This is a genomic window from Marinobacter salicampi (assembly GCF_011074795.1).
In the GTDB taxonomy this organism is placed as follows: domain Bacteria; phylum Pseudomonadota; class Gammaproteobacteria; order Pseudomonadales; family Oleiphilaceae; genus Marinobacter; species Marinobacter salicampi.
The window spans coordinates 74,930-90,066 of record NZ_JAAMPF010000036.1 but is presented as its reverse complement, the minus strand read 5'-3'; the positions used below and the strand labels follow the sequence as shown (position 1 = coordinate 90,066).

The 15,137-nt window shown below is 63.1% G+C and carries 10 protein-coding genes and 1 riboswitch; of the genes, 3 read left to right on the top strand and 7 right to left on the bottom strand.

Features of this window, described 5'->3' with window-relative positions; all coding sequences use genetic code 11:
* Positions 1-43: 43 nt before the first annotated feature.
* From G7W63_RS18295 to cbiB, 6 genes are all read right to left on the bottom strand, one after another.
* On the bottom strand, positions 44-1,405 hold the full coding sequence (locus G7W63_RS18295) for a cobyrinic acid a,c-diamide synthase CobB (protein ID WP_341273695.1): 1,362 nt from the start codon (positions 1,403-1,405) through the stop codon (positions 44-46).
* Positions 1,392-2,288, bottom strand: a complete 897-nt coding sequence (locus G7W63_RS18290; protein ID WP_207308994.1) for a cobalamin-binding protein — start codon at positions 2,286-2,288, stop codon at positions 1,392-1,394. Before G7W63_RS18290 ends, G7W63_RS18295 begins: the two co-directional genes overlap by 14 nt.
* Entirely contained in the window at positions 2,288-6,532 is a 4,245-nt protein-coding gene (locus tag G7W63_RS18285) for a cobaltochelatase subunit CobN (protein WP_166261819.1), read from the bottom strand. The genes G7W63_RS18290 and G7W63_RS18285 overlap by 1 nt, the downstream gene beginning before the upstream one ends.
* The gene (locus tag G7W63_RS18280; protein WP_242634488.1) at positions 6,519-8,420 is read right to left on the bottom strand and encodes a TonB-dependent receptor domain-containing protein; all 1,902 of its coding nucleotides are present in this window, start codon (positions 8,418-8,420) and stop codon (positions 6,519-6,521) included. Before G7W63_RS18280 ends, G7W63_RS18285 begins: the two co-directional genes overlap by 14 nt.
* Positions 8,421-8,539: 119 nt before the next feature.
* Positions 8,540-8,765: riboswitch (cobalamin riboswitch) on the bottom strand.
* A gap of 22 nt (positions 8,766-8,787) precedes the next feature.
* The gene (gene cobD, locus G7W63_RS18275) at positions 8,788-9,804 is read right to left on the bottom strand and encodes a threonine-phosphate decarboxylase CobD (RefSeq protein WP_341273694.1); all 1,017 of its coding nucleotides are present in this window, start codon (positions 9,802-9,804) and stop codon (positions 8,788-8,790) included.
* Positions 9,798-10,739, bottom strand: a complete 942-nt coding sequence (gene cbiB, locus G7W63_RS18270) for an adenosylcobinamide-phosphate synthase CbiB (RefSeq protein WP_166261817.1) — start codon at positions 10,737-10,739, stop codon at positions 9,798-9,800. The genes cobD and cbiB overlap by 7 nt, the downstream gene beginning before the upstream one ends.
* 130 nt (positions 10,740-10,869) lie before the next feature.
* Between cbiB and cobT the strand changes: the two genes are divergently transcribed.
* Both cobT and G7W63_RS18260 read left to right on the top strand, forming a co-directional pair.
* Positions 10,870-11,922, top strand: coding sequence for a nicotinate-nucleotide--dimethylbenzimidazole phosphoribosyltransferase (gene cobT, locus G7W63_RS18265; protein ID WP_166261815.1), 1,053 nt, complete (start codon positions 10,870-10,872; stop codon positions 11,920-11,922).
* Entirely contained in the window at positions 11,912-12,529 is a 618-nt protein-coding gene (locus G7W63_RS18260) for a histidine phosphatase family protein (RefSeq protein WP_166261813.1), read from the top strand. The genes cobT and G7W63_RS18260 overlap by 11 nt, the downstream gene beginning before the upstream one ends.
* Positions 12,530-12,540: 11 nt before the next feature.
* Here G7W63_RS18260 and cobU read toward each other — a convergent pair whose 3' ends face one another.
* Positions 12,541-13,059, bottom strand: a complete 519-nt coding sequence (cobU, locus tag G7W63_RS18255; protein ID WP_166261811.1) for a bifunctional adenosylcobinamide kinase/adenosylcobinamide-phosphate guanylyltransferase — start codon at positions 13,057-13,059, stop codon at positions 12,541-12,543.
* A gap of 163 nt (positions 13,060-13,222) precedes the next feature.
* Between cobU and G7W63_RS18250 the strand changes: the two genes are divergently transcribed.
* Entirely contained in the window at positions 13,223-15,100 is a 1,878-nt protein-coding gene (locus G7W63_RS18250; protein WP_166261809.1) for a DUF294 nucleotidyltransferase-like domain-containing protein, read from the top strand.
* Positions 15,101-15,137: the final 37 nt, after the last annotated feature.

Below are 15,137 nucleotides of genomic sequence, written 5' to 3'. Positions count from 1 at the left end.
TGTTCAGTTCAGTTCAGTTCGGTCAGTTCAAGTGCGGAGGCAGCTACGGTCCTTCCGGGGTGTGCAGCGGCAGGCCCTTAAACATAGCAGCTACCACTGCCAGTGCAGAGGGAAAGTAGCCGTGGAAATAGCTGGCCGTCAGGCCCTTGCTCTGGAAAACCGGTTCGGCTTCGGAACCCGCCAGCCGCCGGGTAAACGCTACCGGTGCGGCCTGTGTATCCAGTTCTGAGTGATGGTAGGTATGGCCCCGCATCTCGCCCAGGCTGGTGGTCAGGCTCTGCATCCCAAGGGCCTTGAGTTTGCCAGCCATTGCCGCGGTGCCCGGTATCAGGCCAGCCATGACATGACTGACCCCTTCCCCATCAACCAGCGTCTCGACGCAGGCCATGAGTCCGCCACACTCGGCCACAATGGCCTTGCCTGCCTCATAGTGCGCACGGATACCCGCCAGCAGCGTAGTGTTGGCCGCGAGAGTGGCTCCGTGCAGCTCAGGATAGCCACCGGGCAGCCACAGGGCATCGGTGTCAGGCAAGTGGCTGTCCGCCAGGGGCGAAAAATACTGAAGCTCGGCCCCCATGGCCCTTAGCAGGTCCAGGTTGGCAGGATAGAGAAAGGCAAAGGCCGCATCCCGGGCGATGGCGATACGGACCCCTTCCAGCAGTCGGGGCGGAGTCTCTGGCCTGGGCGCCGTAAGCTCTACCCTGGCAGGCAAACGACCCAGTCCGGCTGCCAGCAGCACTTCTGCGGCGGCATCAAGCTGGGCATCAAGGCCGGGCAGTTCCGATGCCTGCATAAGACCCAGGTGCCGGTCCGGTATGGCCATAGCCTCATGACGTGGGATTGCCCCGAGCAGGGCGACGCCGTCAGGCAGTGCGCCGGCCAGCATTTCCCCATGGCGGGGGCTGCCGATACGGTTGGCGATCACCTCGTGAATCTTTACATCCGACCGATAACTGGCCAGCCCCAGCACTACGGCACCGAAGGTCTGCGCCATCCCCCGGGCATCGATCACCGGCAGTACCGGGATGCCTGCCAGTACCGCCAGGTCGGCGCTGGAAGGGCTGCCATCGAACAGCCCCATGGAAGCTTCCACCAGGATCAGATCCGCCTGTTCTGCAGCCTCGGCCAGACGCCAGCGGCATTCCTCCTCGCCGGTCATCCAGGGGTGGAGCTGATAGACCGGATGGCCGGAGGCAAGCTCAAGCACCATGGGGTCCAGGTAATCCGGCCCATGCTTGAAGACCCGGACCTGCCGCCCCTGGTTTCGATGCAGGCGGGCAAGCGCCGCAGTGACCATGGATTTGCCCTGGCCAGAGCCGGGCGCTGTGATCAGGGCTGCGGCAGCCCTGCCACTGAAAGTCTCCCCCTGATTCTGATTGGGTGTCTGGTGTCTATCGCCGTTCACGGGCCTGCTCCAGTTTGTTGCAGAAGATCCGGCTGCCCTCGAGCAGTCGCGGGGTGGGGCGCTGGATCAGCGACGGCGGCACGAAAAACAGGTTGTCCCGCTGCACCGCCCTGAGACCGGGAAAGTCTTGCCAGGCAGTGAGCCATTCCCGATTTTCCTCGCCCATGCCGCCGGCAATAATCGCTTCGGGGTCAGCGGCCAGGACCGCTTCACGGCTGATCCTCGGAACCAGACGGGGCAGGTCGCCGAAAACATTCCGACCGCCGCACAGGCTCACCACCTTGCCGATCAGGTGCTCACGGTTCACCGTCATCAGAGGCTCTTCCCAGACCTGGTAAAACACCGGCACCGGTTCGGCGCCAGCATAACGTTCGGCCAACTCTGCCATGCCCCGGCGGAAGTCTTCAGCAACCCGGCCGCCTTCGGTGCCGGTACCTGCCAGAGCCGCCAGCCGTTCGATGGCGGACGATACGCCCTCGAAATCCCGGGGCTCGATAAAGAACACCGGCAGGCCCAGCTCCTCCAAGGTAGCGATCTGCTCCGGTGGATTACCCGTGACCCAGCCGATCACCAGGTCCGGTTCGAGTGACAGCAAACGCTCCAGATCCATACGGGTATGACTGCCCACTGAGGTTACCTGTCTTGCTTCTGGGGGGTAGTCGCTGTAGGACACCACCGCCACCACCTGGTCACCGGCTCCAGCGGCGTAGACCAGCTCGGTCGCCCCTGGCGAAAGCGCGGCAATACGCCGGGCCGGCTCGTCCAGGCATACCTCGCGATCCTTGTCGTCTATGGCACAGACGGTGGCATGCACTGCTGCTGCCCCCAGCGCGAGGGGCCACACAACGATGAGACTCAGCAAACAAACCAGCAGATTAGGCATCAGCACAATTCTCCCCGGGCACAGGAACCGGCCGGCATGGGCGCCGCCTGGGCAGGCCCGCCGTCCTTCTGGAGCGCCTGGAAGGCCTCCTTAAGCTCCGGCTCAAGCTGGTCTTCCAGCCAGTCCATCAGCGGATGCCCCGGTCGGGTATGGCCGCTGCCCGGCAGGCCATGGTCCACCACTTCCCGGGCGAAATCCCGGGCCAGAGCCTGCACCGTGAATGGATCTGCCTGCCAGTAGCCCCGCTTGGCCGCCAGCAGCACAATCGATTGCATGTGGGTTTTGACATGCACATTCTGGCCTGTGGCCAGGAACTCATCCAGCCCGATCCCATGGCGATCCTGAAAATAGATCTGGTTCACTTCATCCCAGACCCAGGAGCGGACTACCTCGGGGCTGGTCACCTGCCAGCCCCAAAGATTGTCGAGAAAATCGCTGCTCATGGTGCGGGCACCGGCGTAGCCGTGTTGCATCAACGGTTTCAGCCACTGGGGATTGAGACTGCGGGCACGAAGCTCACCCAGCAGGGCGCGCTCCAGGGACTCGACCCGGGGGCTGGCCGGATCCGCATGCTGAAGCACACGGTTATCCGGCGCCTGGCCTTTGACATGCTCCACCGCAGTGGAAAGACCGCCCTGGAAGTCGAAGCCGTCGTCGTTATCCAGCAGGCCATAGAGGTGACTGGCCCGACCCAGGTAGGTCCGGCTTACCTGCTTCAGGCGGTCGTTAAACGCACTATGGGCAGGTTCGCCACTGGCCTGCTTGCCATAGGCATGGCCCATCCGGCGCTGGTATGCCTCGCCCAGCTGGGCCCGGTCATCCCAGGCACCGGTTCTGGTAGCCAGTCGGTTTATGCCGGCACCGTAGGCGCCAGGGGCCGTGCCAAACACCCTGAGGGCTGCCTGTTTGCCAGCGTCGGCATGGGAGAGGCCGGCGGCCACCATGGCCAGGGCATCTTCCACCCACTGGCCTGCCAGCCGGTTTACCTCCAGATCTTCGTCGCCGGGCGCCTGCATGCTTTCAGGCAGGGGCGCAAGCGCCGCCTCCAGGGCAGCTTCCAGTTCCGGATGCTGTGACATAATGGTTTTGCTGGCGCCGTCCAGTGCCACCCTCGCGGCCTGGTCCAGAAGCGCCAGCTGGTCTTCATACAGGTCACGGAACAGACCCGAGGTGGTAAACAGGACGTCCCGGCGCTGCTGGTAATCACTATGAGGCCCCAGCTCGAGGCGTTCCAGCCCGTTCACGATGCCCCGGGAACTCCAGGTCGGCCTGACCCCCAGCATGTCCAGCCCGAACGCGATCATCACGCCTTCGTCGCGAACGGTATCCGAAGCCCAGAGTACCAGGGCCTCGCTGCCGTCTGCTGAAGCTTCCTTCGCCGATGCACCGTCCCTTGCCCTGGCCTCAGTGGCCAGCTCATGACCCAGGGACCAGGCCACCCGGGTGGGAATCAGATCCCCTGAAATGGCATGGAAGTTCCGCCCCGTGGGCAGCACCGCCGGCGTTCTTACCGGGTCGTTGCCCTGCCCCGGTGGCACGAACCGGCCACTCAGGGCCGCCATGAAATGGCTGCGCTCCGAAGCCGGAGAGTCCGCCAGCAGTCGGCGCCAGGTGGGGTCTGGCAGTTGGCCCTTGCCGGCCATGGATTCAAGCATGGTGTCTACTGCCTCGTCGCTCCAGTCCTGGCCGAACACATGAAGGCCCAGGGGCATGAAGCGCTCTTGCATGGTGGTGACGTAATGGCCGGCCTCGTGGACCAGAAGTTCACCGGATACCTCATCCAGAGTCACCGTGTCCCGCGCGATACCTAGGTCGCTGGCAATCTCCCGCTCGAAATCTCCTCGCAGCTCCAGCTCGTCAATCCTCTGGCGCAGCATTTCCACGGCCCGCTGGCGGGTGGGGCCATCCGGGTCCAGGGAGGCTTCATAGGTCTCCACCAGCTGGCGCAATTCCAGCAACTGGTCATACAGTTCAGTCACCGCCAGCGGTGGCGTCAGGTGACTGATCATGACCCCCAGGGCCCGGCGCTTGGCCTGGATGCCTTCGCCAACGCCGTCGACAATATAGGGATAGATCAGGGGCAGGTCGCCCCCCAGCAGGTCAGGGTAGTCGTCTGACGCCAGGCCAGCACGCCGCCGGGGCAGAAACTCCCGGGTGGAGTGGCGCCCTACATACACCAGGGCATCTGCTTCAAAGTGATCTCTCAGCCAGTGATAGAAGCCCAGGTACTGATGGGTCGGGGGAAAGGTGGTGTTGGCGTGCAGTAGCTCTTCATCGATCTCCCAGCCACGGGGCGGCTGGGGACCGACGAACACATTGCCGAACTGCAGGCCCGGGAACAGCATCCGGTCGTCCACCACCATGGACTTGCCCGGGGCATCACCCCAGCCGTTGAGGCCCGGGATTCCTGTGGCCAGCAGCTCAGCACGGAGTTCTTCCAGCCCAGCCTCCGTGCCCTCGCCACCGATATGCTGCAGCCAGCCAGCGTGATACTGATCCAACAATTCCAGGGCCCGGTCCCGGGCTGGGTGATCAAGGTGCTCAACAAGGTGTCGCAGGTCTTTGACACCACGCTCCAGGATCCGGCGGGCGGCCTCATGCTCCCGGTCCGAGCGGGCCTGCTCCAGACGGGCATGGAGGTACCCTAGCGGGCCGTCGCGCAGCTCGGATTGAATCACCTTTCCCAGGGTAGCGAAGTAGTCTTCATACTGACTAAGGCTCAGAAAGGGCACCTGATGCTTCATGTCCCGGAGGGCTTCCGGAACTTCCGGCAGGTTCACGCCCCGGGCCTGAATCAGATCAAGGAGTGCTTCGGGACTGTCCGGCAAGGGGCCTACCTTATAACCTTCCTGCCTGAGCCAGGTCAGCATTTCCAGCAGGGAGGCGGGTACGTCCAGGTTGTCGGCACCGATATTCTGGCGCCCGGGAGGGTGGTTGTAATACACCAGGGCAATTTCCTTGTCGGCGTTGTCCCGCTCCTGTAACTGTTGCCAGCGGCTCAGCCGATCCGCCATGGCCGTCACTCTGCCCGTCACAGGACGGGTAAGGGTAAGACTGACGCCGGTGCGTTCATCAAGGGTGGCAGGTTCTGCCACGGCCAGCACCATGGGCTGACTGACGCCCTGCAGCTCCGGCATGGCCAGCTGGTAGTGAATTGACTCCCGGGGCAGGCCATCCACCGAATACCGCCACTGGCTCTCGGTCCTGTCGACCAGGCGTATGCCCTTGAGTACCGGCAGGCCCATGTCGGCGAACAGCCGGCTGACCTCACGACGGCCCTCGCCGCCGCCCACCATGAAGTCCTGCAGACTCAGCACGGCACTGAGGCGGGCAGGCCCGGTCACATCGGGCAACTTGCGCACCGCCTCAAGGCTGGCGCCACCCCAGCGGGAAAGCACTGCGAAACACTGGCTGCCCCTGGCTTCCATGGCGTCGCAAATCGCATCCAGCAACGCCCGGTCGCCGGGCCGGTCGCCACTGTCCAGATCCATTATTGCCACAACCGGGCCGGGCTTGAGTGCCAGCGAAGACGGCTCAGCACTGGCTTCGCCACCGCGGTAGTAACGGATGCTGGCCCGGGGTTCCGGTGAGTCGTAATCGATATCATGGCCGGCCCGGGCCAGCAGCCACCGCATCAGGCCATCAATGTGTTCCGGGGTGCGGCCCTGGTAGAAGGCCCGGCCCTCCAGCCAGAGGGCCTGCCGGGGGTGGCTGGCCTGACGATCGGCAAGATGGTCGGTGGCGTCAGCGCCTGGCCCCGGACCCGTTACCAGGGCCTTAAAGGAGTCAGCGTCCAGTGCTTCGAGTGGGTAACGGCCGTCCAGTCGGGACAGGCGGGAGATTCGCCAATCGCTGTTGATCGCCAGCACCGGCGTTGGCCCTTCGGCGCTGACGCGCTCAACGATACTGGCCAGACGCCCGACCTGATCCCCGAACACCGCAGCCAGCAGAATCGCATCGGCCTCCTGAAACAGGGCCTGGACCTGCTCGTCGCTGAACCTAGCCAACTGGTCCGGGGTTCGCAGCTCTACCCTGTGCTCTGGATAGACGTCCAGAAATCGGTGGGCTCCGGCTGCCAGTTCTGCCGCTGATCGTTCCGAAACCACGCCTACCACCGTGGCGGCAGTGGCTGGCGATGAAACCAATGCCAGGGTCAGCGCAACCAGCAGCGGCGCCAGAAGCCAGCGAAAGCTGACCGGCAGCCCACGCAAGGCCTGGCTGCTTCGATGACTAGCGGAAATCATACCGCACCGACAACAAGCCGGTGGTGCCAGCCGCGATGTAGTCGGTAGTGGCTGAAGCCTGGGCCGTCGAATACTTCTTGTCGGTTACGTTCTCAACCGACAGCCTGGCGGTCCAGTCCTCCGCGAACTCCCAGCCGGCCCTGAGATCCAGGGTCACGAAACCGGACAGACGCTCGTCATTATCTTCGTCATCGTAGCGATAGCCCTTGCCAACCACCGAGCCCCCAACCGACCAGTTGCCCAGTTGACGGTCCAGGTCGACCCGTGCGGACTGATGGCTTCGCCGGCGCAGACGGTTGTCGGTCTCCCGATCCCTGGGGTCCGTGAAGGTGACGGCAGTTGCCAGGTTCCAGCCGCCGGCTTCATATCCGGAAGCCAGTTCGATACCGCGAATGCGGGCTTCGGCGACGTTGACCGGACGGAGGTCATTGCTCGGATCATCCGGACTGGTGTCTTCTGTGCTGATCAGGTTGTCTATGTCCATTTGGTAAACCGCTACATCCCAGTACCAGCGGTTATAGTGACCCCGGACGCCTAGCTCCACAGATTTCCCCTCTTCCGGCTTCAGGTCGGGGTTGCCTGCAAAGGAGCCCTTAAAAGTAGGGAAGTCGTACGTTTCCAAAGGATAGTACAAGTCATTGAATGTGGGGGCGCGGAACGAGGTTCCATAGCTCAGGCGGACCCGGTGATTGCGGTCAAAGTTGTGACCCAGGGCGACCGAACCAGTCTCTTCCTGACCAAAAGCCTCGTTGTCATCACCCCGCAGGGCGAATTGCACGTCACTCGGGCCAAAGTTCAGGCGCAGCTGGCTGAACAGGGCGGCGTTATTGCGGCTGTCTTCGTCAAAACTGGTGGTGGAACTCACCTCATCCGACTGCAACTCGGCGCCGAGGGCCAGTTCGTGCACCCCTGCCGTGAACGTGTTTTCCCAGCGGGCGGTTCGGGTGCGGGTGTTAAACACGGATTCGCTGCCGCCTGAGAAGTTGCTCAGTTCGTCCCGCGCCTCGGAAAGCTGCACGCCGCTTCGCCAGTAGTCGCTCAATGGCGTTTCCACAGCAACCCCTACCGTTCGGATCATGAAGTCGATGTCGCCACCGGTATATTCAGTATTACCCTCGGATTGCATGACCACAACGCTGGCTTCGCCACCATTGGGCAGCTCGTGGACCAGACGCCCCACCCCTGCGGTGTTGCGGAAGCCTTTGTCCTCACCATCTTCGATAATGGCGGTGCCGTCGGTTTCGCGATGCAGGCCGCTGATACTGAAGCGGGTCGAATCGGTGCTTGCGGAAGCACCGGCGCTGACCTTCTGGCTGTCGAAATTGCCGGCACCGGCTTCCACCCAGCCTTTGCGACCGGCTTTGGGGTCAAGGGTAAAGGCCTGTATGACCCCCCCTACGGCATCGGCACCGTACAGCGCGCTGTGAGGGCCGCGGACGATCTCCACCCCCTCAACCAGGTCCATGGGAAAATACTGCCAGGAAGCGCCGCCGCTGGTGGCTGATCGCAAACGCACGCCATCTACCAGCAGCACGGTGGATTCCGTGCCGGTACCGCGGGTAAAGACGCTGGTGCTCTTGCCGAAGGAACCGTTGGTGATGACATCGATGCCGGGCTGGCCCCGAAGGACGTCCGCCATACTGGAGGGGTTCTGCTGTCTGAGGTCTTGTTCATCGATAACGGTCACTGACGACAGGCTTTCGCCCGCCGTGCGCGGGCCGATAGTCGCGGTAACCACAATAGGATCAAGCTGGCTGGGTTCCTGCCCTGACACAGGCTGGGCAATGGCCTGGCCGGAAACCCATGGCAATAACAAGGAAGAAACACCGTAAAACAGGGGGGTTCGGGAGAACTTCGAAAAGCACATAACCAGGTTCGCTCTGCACATCGTACGCACCCGTACGATCAGGTTCAGGTAGCAGCAGCGGGAAACGGACTGGGGCGGGCGAACGGGATACCAATACAGGCAGGGAACCGGAAACCACCCACCACAAGTCGCCCACCGCAACGTTTGGTGTTTTTCAGGCCGGTCTCCGGGCTTGTGAGGGGGTCACGAACACATCAGCTGAGGTGTTATGACCCGGGACGGTTGCCTTCCCATGCCTGGCGGCACAGTGGCGCATTCAACCGTCTTTTACTCATTTACCGTTGCGGGGGCAGCGTCGGATTGTCACCGACTTCCCGTTTCACTCTCGTACGCATGTACGAAAACACCTGGAAAAGCCGCGCAAGGCTACCAATCGGCTGCCAGCCGGTCAATTGGATTTCACCTGAGCCAGCGCCTGCGCCAGCCTGCGCCACTGATCCTCGCTACCCGGCAAACCGATACGCAGGGCAGGCGGCCGGTCAAAGCAGCGCAGCAAAATGCCCAGACGCGCAAAGTTGTCGGCCAACTGGCGGGCCTGTTGATGGGGAATGTACTGAAACAGGGAGGTTCCGCCCGCAGGGGCAAGATCATGGGCCGTGAGCAGGAAAATGAGTCGGTGCCGCGCCGACTCAAGTTCTGACCGCATTGAGGCCTGCCAGGGCAGGTCCTGCAGGGCCCGGGCCATCACGTACCGGGCGGGCGCACTCATGGGCCAGGGGCCCAGCGCTTCCTCCAGCGCATCGGCAATGTTCGAGTCCGTGAGCACGGCCCCGGCCCGAACGCCCGCCAGGCCGAAGAACTTGCCCAGGGAGCGCATGATGATCAGCCCAGGTGACCGGTCTCCTGCGTATCCGGCCAGGCTCCTGCCGGGCATCTCGTCAATAAAGGCCTCATCCACCACCAGCCAGCCACCGCGGGCGCTTAATCGGCGATGCCAGTCCATGAGCATTTGGGGCTCCAGGGCCAGACCGGTGGGGTTATTGGGGTGGATCCACACCAGAACGTCCAGGGTATCCAGCCAGCCAGGTCCCTGGCTCACCGCTTCCAGGGACACGGGCACCACATGGTGGCCCGCCCGGGCCCAACCATGACCATGCTCGCGGTAACCGGGCTCCGGTATACCCACCCGGCAGCGGGACCTGAGAAACGGCAGGGTCTGGATAGCCGCCTGGCTACCGGCCACCGGCACGCAGACAGCACCAGGCCCGGCCTGGACCCAGGTCAGTACGATCTTCTCAAGGCCATCCTGTGCTTCTGGCAGTCGGCGCCATATCTCTGCCGGGATGTCGGGAACCGGCCAGCCCCGTGGGTTGATGCCTGTGGACAGGTCGAGCCATTGCCCGGCAGGTCGGCCCCAGCGTTTAGATGCCGCATTCAATCTGCCACCGTGCTCTGGCATCACCATAAGACCAACTCCCAGGCCAGGGCTCCCAGTACCATCACCAGAAGCCAGAGCGCAACACTTCGGCGCACCAGTCGAATCGAGCCGTGAACTGTGGCTGCGCTGGCTGCGGGCCCGGCCCCCAGAACCGGTCTCTGCTTGAGGCCAGTGTCGTAACGGGTGGCACCGCCAAGGCTGACCCCCAGGGCACCGGCACCGGCCGCCATGACCGGTCCGCCATTGGGACTGTCCCAGTCCGGCGCCTGCCGACGCCAGCATTCGATCGCCGGCCGGAAGTGGCCGACGATGGCATAGCCCAGGGCGGTAAGGCGGGCCGGAAGCCAGTTCAGAACGTCGTCCAGCCTGGCCGCACAGCGGCCGAAATAGAGGAAACGCCCATTACGATAGCCCCACATGGCATCCAGGGTGTTGACTGCCCGATGCAGCACTATGCCCGGCAGCCCTGCCACCAAGTACCAGAACAGACTGGCAAAGACGGCGTCAGCGCCGTTTTCCAGCATGGATTCGGTGGCGGCTGTGGCAACCCCGGTTTCGTCGAGCTGATCGGTCTGGCGGCTCACAATGCGCCCGACCTGTTCCCTTGCCGTTGCAAGGTCCTGCTGCTCAAGAGCCTCGGCCACAGTCAGGCCATGCTCCGCCAGTCCTCTTAACGACAAAACCAGCCAGAGCCCCACCGCCTCCAGTAACCAAGACCAGGGCGCAGGCAGAAGCCACACGATCAGGGCCGCCAGTGAGACCAGCGGCAGTACTAGGATCAACGTGGCCAGGCAGCCTTTGGGAAAGCCACCAGAACCTGGCGTGCTGTTCAGACGACGCTCAAGCCAGGTGGCACAGTGGCCGAAGATGACCACCGGATGACCACGGCGCGGCTCGCCGACCAGATGGTCCAGCAACAACGCCGCCATGCACACCAACACTGCCACTAACAATGCACCCACCTCGGTTCGACACTCTTTGGCCAGTTTCCGGCATCCAGCGCTGTGCAGCGCTGATCGCAAAGCAGTGTACTTGACAGGTCCCCAGGTGCGTTAGACCATCTGGCGCTAATCTCCTCTCATGAGTATGTTCATGCCCCTGCCTCTAGCCTGGCAAAGCGCCATCGCAACCCCGGAAGCCCACTACGCTGACGCCGCCCGTCGCCGACAGGACTCCCTTACCAAGCCGCCCGGCTCCCTGGGCCTGCTGGAAACTGCGGCAATAGAACTGTGCGCGCAGCAGGGCACCCACCGGCCGGGCGCGGATCGGGTCCAGATTGCGATTTTTGCCGCTGACCATGGGGTCTGCGCCGAGGGCATCTCGGCCTTTCCCCAGGCAGTCACCGCTCAGATGATCGCCAATTTCGCCCATGGTGGCGCTGCCATCAGTGTTCTTGCACGCATGCTCGGTGCCGGCCTGGATGTGATCAATCTTGGTACGGTGACACCACTTTCAACCCTGCCCGGCGTCCGGGACGAAACCATCGCCCCGGGCACGGCAAACCTGGCGACCGGACCGGCCATGACCCGGGACCAGCTCGAGGCGGCCATTGACGCCGGCGACCGCGCTGCCCATCGGGCCGCAGCAGAGGGAGCCCAGCTGTTCATTGGCGGTGACATGGGCATTGGCAACACCACCAGTGCCGCAGCCGTCGCCTGCGCCCTGCTTGGTGCTGAGCCGGAGCAGCTGGCAGGTCCTGGCACCGGCCTGGACCCTGCAGGGGTCGTCCACAAGGCAGCAGTGATAAAACGCGCCCTGAAACGCCACGGTAAAGACCAGGCACCCCTAGCGGTCCTTGCCTCACTGGGTGGCTTTGAACTGGCCGCCCTGGCTGGGGCCTTTCTGGGCTGCGCGGCGCGGCGAATTCCGGTGCTGGTGGACGGTTTTATCGTCACCGTGGCGGCTCTGGCAGCAGTTCGGGAGGTACCGGAACTGCAGCAGTGGCTACACTTTGCCCATCGCTCCAGCGAGCCTGGTCACGGTCGGGTACTGGATGCCCTGGAAGCCAGGCCCTTACTCGATATGGGCATGCGCCTGGGCGAGGGCAGTGGCGCTGCTGTGGCCGTGCCACTGGTACGTTCCGCCTGCGCCCTGCATAACGAAATGGCCCGGTTTGCGGATGCCGGAGTCAGCGATGGCCAATAGCGGAACGCTGGCCACCTTTGTCGACCTGATTCGCCACGGCGAACCGGACGGCGGGCCCATGTTCCGTGGCAGCAAGGATGACCCGCTAAGCCCCCAGGGGTGGCAGCAGATGGAAGACGCCATTACTCCGGATGACCATTGGGACGCCATCCTGACGTCGCCACTTCTGCGCTGTGGTGAGTTCGCCCGCACCCTGGCAGGGCAGTCCGGTACCCCGCTGCACAGCGATGAGCGCCTGCGAGAAATCGGCTTTGGCGACTGGGAAGGCCTCACCGCAGACGCAATCCAACAGCGCTATGGCCAGGACCGCTTGGCCCGGTTCTGGGCCGATGCCGACAGGAACGCGCCGCCAGGTGGCGAGCCTTTCGGCGATTTCCAAGGTCGGGTCCAGGCGGCCTGGGAAGACTGGACAGACAGACTTCGGGGACAACGGGTGCTGCTGGTCTGCCATGGGGGGGTCATACGGGTGGTGGTCGGACATGTCATGGGCATCAGCCGTGACCGGGTGCTTTCGGCACTGGCGGTGCCCTATGCGTGCCGCAGCCGGATACGGCTTGACCACTCCTCTTATGGCAAGCTTTCCTGCCTTGTTGCCCACGGGGGCTGAGCCGACCAGACTTATTTGAGGTTCAGGGACAGCCCGGCCACGGTCATTACCACCGATGAACAGTGGGCCGCCAAGTCCTGGTTGAGCCAGCCCAACTGGTCGCAGAATCTGCGGGTCAGGGGATCCATGGCGATAGTCCCGAACCCCACTTCGTTACTCACGATCACCACCGGACCCGAGTAGTCCGCCAGCTCAGCGAGAAAGGCTGCCCGCTCGCGGGTAAACACTGTCTCACCCGTATGCATGAGGTTGCTCAGCCAGAGGCTCATGCAGTCAACCAGCAATACTGGCGGGTGTTGCCGGCTTTGTCCCGCAAGCACCTCGGCCAGCCTCAGGGGCGCCTCGATCAGTCCCCAGCTGTCAGGACGCCGCTCCCGGTGCTGGCGAATCCGGATGGCCATTTCCTCGTCTCCGGCGGTGGCCGTAGCCACATAGATCACAGGCGCCCCATGGGCCGCGGCAAGGGTCTCGGCGCGGGCACTCTTGCCTGAGCGGATACCACCAAGCACCAGTGTGTGTAAATTCATCATCGTCTGCCTTCAGGATTATTGACCGGGGCCTTCATGGCCACAGACCCAGCTGGTCGGGATAGCTTCGAAGGCTGGCCTTGGTACAACTACCGTGGCCTGCCACCAGAGCTCGCTGCTACACTCGGGGTTCTATTGCCGTCAATTCCAGCAACCGGGACTTTTCATGCAGGCTGAACTGATCGAAATCCGCAATCACCTGAGTCAGCACGAACCGTTTGAAGACCTGGCCCCGGAGACCCTCGACAAGATCGCCGGCCGGGTGGACGTCGCTTACTATCGCGCAGGTTCCACCATTACCGAGTTCGGCCAGACCGCCACCGATCTGCACTACATCCGTAGCGGGGCGGTGGAAATTTTCCGGCGCTCCGGTGAACTATACAACCGCTTGAGCGAAGGTGACATCTTCGGCCAGTTTGGCCTGATGATGGGCAAGACTGTTCGCTTCCCGGCCAAGGCGCTGGAAGACACCCTGATATACTGCATCCCCGCTGACCTGTTCCAGGAGCTCTGGGAAACCGATGAAATCTTCGCTGACTTCGTCGAAATCGAGGACCGCACGCGCTTAAGGACAGCGGTTGCCCGCAAGGGCAAGTCCGGGGATCTGCTGACCGACAAGGTGACCCGGCTTATTTCACGGCCCACCGTCAGCGCGCCCGACACCATCAGGCTGCAGGAGGCTGCCCGTATAATGACCGATGAGGGTGTCTCGGCCCTCCTGCTGATGGACGAGTCCGGGCCGACACCTGTGATGAGCGGCATCGTCACTGACCGGGACCTGCGCACACGAGCGGTGACTGAGGCCCTGCCCTCGGAGACGCCGATCCGGGACATCATGTCCACCGGGCTGATCACTATCCGTTCCGAAGCCTTTATCTTTGAAGCCATGCTGATGATGCTTCACAACAACGTCCACCATCTGCCCGTGGTACACGGTGAGGAACCCCGGGGCATCATCGGGTTGTCTGACATTATCCGCTACGAGTCCCAAAGCACCCTGTTCGTGGTCAGCAATATCCACCGCCAGCAGGATGTGCGCGGTCTTAAAGCGGTGAGCAAGGATGTCAGGGACAGCTTCGTCCGGATGGTAAACGAGGATGCCAACTCCAAGATGATCGGCAGCGCCATGGCGGGCATCGGACGCAGTTTCTGCCAGCGTCTGTTGGAGCTGGCGGAAGAAAAACTCGGGCCGCCGCCGGTGCCATACTGTTTCATGGCGCTTGGGTCCATGGCCCGGGACGAGCAGCTGGTGGTTACCGACCAGGATAACGCCCTGGTGCTGGACGATGCCTTTGAGCCGGCAGAGCACGATGGCTATTTCCAGGAAATGGCCAAGTTTGTCAGCGATGGCCTGGCAGCCTGTGGCTACACCTACTGCACCGGTGACATCATGGCGACCAACACCAAATGGCGACAGCCGCTGAAGGTCTGGAAGGCCTACTTTACCGACTGGATCGAAAACCCCCAGGCCGAGGCGTTGCTGAACAGCAACATCTTCTTCGATCTGGAAGGTATCCATGGCGAAACCCGGTACACCGACGAGCTCAAGGCACTGGTGGCAGCCAAAGCCCAGAAAAGCCAGCGCTTCCTGGCGCTGATGGCCCGCAATGCCCTCAATCGCACGCCGCCACTCGGGTTCTTCCGCACCTTTGTGATGGAGCAGGACGGCAAGCAGAACGACACCATCAACCTCAAACGCCGCGGCACGGCCCCCCTGTCCGACCTGATCCGGATTCATTCGCTGGCGTGCGGCTCCAGGGCCCAGAATTCGTTTGAGCGGCTGCGAGCCGTCGCCGACACCAAGTTATTGCCGGAAGGCAGCGTTGAGAATCTGAGGGATGCCCTCGAGTTCATTGCCATTGTGCGGATCCGCCACCAGGCCCTGGCCATCGAAGCCGGCAAAGAGCCCGACAACAATGTCCGGCCTGAGGACCTTTCGCCGTTCGAGCGCCGCAGTCTCAAGGATGCCTTCCAGGTTCTGAGCAATGGCCAGAAATTCCTGCGCTATCGCTACCACGCACCGACCGGACGTCAGTTACAGTGATTTGTTCGTCATCCGGACGCAGGGGAGACCGAGGCTT

Bases quoted from the DNA above. Each gene is read 5' to 3' on its own strand.
- cobD (WP_341273694.1), bottom strand. From the start codon at position 9,804: ATGGTGATGCCAGAGCACGGTGGCAGATTGAATGCGGCATCTAAACGC.
- G7W63_RS18285 (WP_166261819.1), bottom strand. From the start codon at position 6,532: ATGATTTCCGCTAGTCATCGAAGCAGCCAGGCCTTGCGTGGGCTGCCG.
- G7W63_RS18250 (WP_166261809.1), top strand. From the start codon at position 13,223: ATGCAGGCTGAACTGATCGAAATCCGCAATCACCTGAGTCAGCACGAA.
- G7W63_RS18280 (WP_242634488.1), bottom strand. From the start codon at position 8,420: ATGTGCAGAGCGAACCTGGTTATGTGCTTTTCGAAGTTCTCCCGAACC.
- G7W63_RS18290 (WP_207308994.1), bottom strand. From the start codon at position 2,288: ATGCCTAATCTGCTGGTTTGTTTGCTGAGTCTCATCGTTGTGTGGCCC.
- G7W63_RS18260 (WP_166261813.1), top strand. From the start codon at position 11,912: ATGGCCAATAGCGGAACGCTGGCCACCTTTGTCGACCTGATTCGCCAC.
- cobU (WP_166261811.1), bottom strand. From the start codon at position 13,059: ATGATGAATTTACACACACTGGTGCTTGGTGGTATCCGCTCAGGCAAG.
- cobT (WP_166261815.1), top strand. From the start codon at position 10,870: ATGCCCCTGCCTCTAGCCTGGCAAAGCGCCATCGCAACCCCGGAAGCC.